We start from the raw sequence: 2,598 nt of genomic DNA, 5'->3' as shown, positions 1-2,598 counted from the left end.
CAACGTTCCCGAACTCATGGCAATGGAGGAAGCAGCATGACCTTCCTTCCCCTCATCTTCACTGTAAACACCCTCCGCATGTGGCAGCTCTACTGGTTCGGAATGGAGCCGGCTCGCTATGGAACAGCCCTAGAGCAGGAGAACGAGCAATGAAGTGCCCTAGCTGCGTTGGAACCGGACGCGATGACTATTTCCACCTTGCATTAAGCGAGTGCGAACGCTGCAACGGAACCGGCTCTCTCCCAATTGAAGACCTCAATCCGTCTGCCCTGAAGACTGCTTCGAAAGCTTTTTGGGAAACACAGTCTACGAGCAAGCAAGTCCCTTTCGACGAACTCACCCTGAGCAATCAAATGGACCTCTCTTGGCACGCTGCGAAGATCATTCTCGCCTACCAAGAACGCGACGAAGAAACACGGAGCTGACCATGCCAGTCTTAGCACCTAAAGCCACTGTATCAGCAGTCGAAACCATCAGAGATACAGCCAGAACCGCGGGCTATTCGGTACCTGCTTTCAAGCGGATCATTGAGGAGTTCATCTACCCGCTTCGCTGGTCAGAACCGCAGTCTCGCCCACCTCAGGACGCTCACTTTAAGACCTTCGAGTTCTACTCCAAGCCGCCTCTTATGCTCTACATGATCGTGCGCCGGGACTGGTATAACGGGAAAACCGATTGGCTCGCATACTTCCAGCGCGCCAACGGCATCTATTCTTCAGACAACAAGACACACAGCACATTCAAAGAAGCCGCCGCTGCCTGCAACAAGTTCCATCGCGACCACGTCTTGAAACTTATCGACCTGGAGGCAGTTTGCAGCGAGGTCTTTGAGATGGTGGCGAACGTGCTGGAAGCCAAAACCGGCACAGCCGACAAAACCCCGTGCCCCTCCTGCTCTGGCAACGATGCAAACCGTTGCGACTGCGTAGAGGATTACTGCACCTGCACGCTCCCTCGCACAAATTGCGACCATTGCAACAACAAAGGCTGGCTACCCCAGACACCCGCCAGCAACCTCCTCACTGAAGAGGAGAGCAAGCTGGCAGCATTCCAGCACGTCACCCACGCCCATTAGCATTGCCGAGGTTACTCCTCCCAAGCGCGAAAGCGTCGCCTCGGCATGAGCGGCTCAGGAAAGGCGCACCTGAGCCGCTTCCCCTTCTTCCTCAATGTTGGAGCAAAGCAATGCCAATTTATCTGGATAAACACGCTGAACTTCTCAAACCTCGCGCAGGCGAACTGTGGCGGCCCAGCAATGGCGTCGAAGGTGACCTGTTTGAAGAGAGACTTTGCGCTTGCTGCACCAAGTCTGGACCAAACGGCAAGAGTTGCTCAATCAGCTTTGCGGCTTTCTTTCATGATGTGGACCACCCCAACTATCCGAAGGAGTGGGTGATTAGCGAGAAAGGCCAACCATCCTGTACCGCCCATGAACGCTGTTTATTCGCGGTCTAAAGCATTTCCTGATCCTGTTATTGCGGAGTTCTCGATGTTCCACCTCTTCCTCAAATACCATGAGTTCAGAGGCTCGCAAGAAGAAGGCCCAAGCCTTCTCATCAAGCGCCTTGTGTCGTTCCTCGGCTGCAAGATCCAGCTCCACAAGTTCGTTAGAGCCGATAACGAAGGCGCGTTTCACACCCATCCGGCTTGGGCCATACGTGTCGTACTTCAAGGCGGATATGTCGAAGAACTTGGCACCGGAGAACTCCGCGAATGGAAGCCCGGAAACATCGGGATTGTTCGCCCCGAACTTGAGCACCGCATCCACAAACTGCGCAACGGTTATGTGAGCTATTCGCTTAGGCTACGCGGTCCAAAAGTCCGCAACATCAAGCTGCGAGGTTACCCTGAGCGACTTGATGAAAGCAGGAGCGAATAATGCGCTTGGAGTTAGAAGCCAACCCCGTCCATGTCGGCTTATGCCTGACAAAGAACCCTGCGGCTTTAGCAGAGTTACTGAGTGCGATGGCAGCGAGCGCTCCAGACGACCTCGCCACAAAGGTCAATCAACACATGCCAAGCGGGATGCGAGATCGCACCGCAGACCTGCTTGAAAAGCTCTTACTCACCATCTCAGCCTTCAATCAAGGAGACGATCATGGATAGCTTGAACACCAGCAACCCGGATTACTACGAGGACGGAATCCGGTTTGGCACCAGACCCGAGTTGATCGCGCAGATTAAGAAGCTGCAAGAAGAACTCGCGACAGCTAAGAGCACAGAGAGCGACAGACTACTCGAAGAGATGGAAGGTTCTCTGGAGAGCGTCGACATGGGCATCGCGTTTATGCCGCCAACCACCAGCCACGAATACGCCAAAGGCTGCAACGATAACCTTGAAGAAGTCCGCCGCGTACTCAGTGAAGTGTTTGACACCTCCGAAACCCGAGAACCTTGCTTGCTGAACAGGCTGGACAAGATCGCGAACCGCTTTCTTTGGGGCGTTCACTTCATTGGCCCAGACGAAATATGGGCAGCAGAGAGCTACGCCGCAGCAGTAAGGCTGGCAAAGCAGCACAATCAACATTTCATCAGCTCTATGGAAACCACAGATGTTGCCGTCATTGCAGCGCCAACACCTTGGATTGGCGAGCCAGA

Annotated in this window: 5 protein-coding genes; all 5 read left to right on the top strand. The window is 54.1% G+C overall.

Features of this window, described 5'->3' with window-relative positions; genetic code table 11:
- Positions 1 to 149 precede the first annotated feature (149 nt).
- Positions 150 to 425 (top strand): hypothetical protein, encoded by a 276-nt coding sequence (locus PPL9_RS28985; RefSeq protein ID WP_057465976.1) that lies wholly within the window; start codon positions 150 to 152, stop codon positions 423 to 425.
- 2 nt (positions 426 to 427) lie between these two features.
- The gene (locus tag PPL9_RS28980; RefSeq protein ID WP_057465975.1) at positions 428 to 1,075 is read left to right on the top strand and encodes a hypothetical protein; all 648 of its coding nucleotides are present in this window, start codon (positions 428 to 430) and stop codon (positions 1,073 to 1,075) included.
- A 354-nt stretch (positions 1,076 to 1,429) separates the two neighbouring features.
- Positions 1,430 to 1,879, top strand: coding sequence for a hypothetical protein (locus PPL9_RS28970; RefSeq protein WP_200962385.1), 450 nt, complete (start codon positions 1,430 to 1,432; stop codon positions 1,877 to 1,879).
- Positions 1,879 to 2,106 (top strand): hypothetical protein, encoded by a 228-nt coding sequence (locus PPL9_RS28965; RefSeq protein WP_057465972.1) that lies wholly within the window; start codon positions 1,879 to 1,881, stop codon positions 2,104 to 2,106. The genes PPL9_RS28970 and PPL9_RS28965 overlap by 1 nt, the downstream gene beginning before the upstream one ends.
- Positions 2,099 to 2,598: hypothetical protein (locus PPL9_RS28960; RefSeq protein ID WP_152986865.1), on the top strand; the 500-nt coding region annotated here is incomplete at its 3' end. The genes PPL9_RS28965 and PPL9_RS28960, both read left to right, overlap by 8 nt.

Source organism: Pseudovibrio sp. POLY-S9 (assembly GCF_001431305.1).
Lineage (GTDB): Bacteria > Pseudomonadota > Alphaproteobacteria > Rhizobiales > Stappiaceae > Pseudovibrio.
The sequence above is the reverse complement of the archived record's forward strand: the minus strand, read 5'-3'. Positions and strand labels throughout refer to the sequence as shown.